General features: G+C 66.9%; 1 pseudogene. It reads right to left on the minus strand.

The window, feature by feature from the left end:
• Window positions 1-525 (minus strand): annotated as a pseudogene (locus tag PG898_RS21200) (Tn3 family transposase); the annotation flags it as partial.

The raw sequence follows: 525 nt of genomic DNA on the forward strand, positions 1-525 counted from the left end.
TGCCGCGAGCCCTTGACCCAGATGTCGCCGGAGCGCAGGGCGTTCTTCAGCTCGGACAGGGCGCAGATTTCGTAGAATTTCCGGTCGAGGCCTTCCGGGGTGATCACCAGCGGCTTCCAGCGCGGCTTGATGAAGGCCGTGGGTGCATCGGCCGGCACCTTGCGCAGGTTGTCGGCGTTCATCTCACGCAGGGTCTGCACGGCTGCCAGCACGCCTTGCGCGGCCGGCGCGGCGCGCAGTTCCAGCACCTCCAGCAAGGCCGGCGTGTAACGGCGCAGGGTGGCGAAGTTCTCGCCGACCAGGTGCAGGTGGTCGAAGCCTTCCGGCCGGGCCAGCAGCTCGGCCTCGCTGACGCTCTCGGTGAACTCGTCCCAGGGAATCACCGCCTCGATGGCGGCATAGGGGTCGCTGCCGCTTTCCTTCGCTTCCAGCAGCGCCTGGCCGATCCTGGAGTACAGGCGCACCTTGTCGTTGATCGCCTTGCCCTGCTTCTGGAACTGCTGCTGATGCTTGTGCTTCGCGCCG

It is taken from the genome of Aeromonas sp. QDB31, from assembly GCF_027707605.1.
In the GTDB taxonomy this organism is placed as follows: domain Bacteria; phylum Pseudomonadota; class Gammaproteobacteria; order Enterobacterales; family Aeromonadaceae; genus Aeromonas; species Aeromonas media.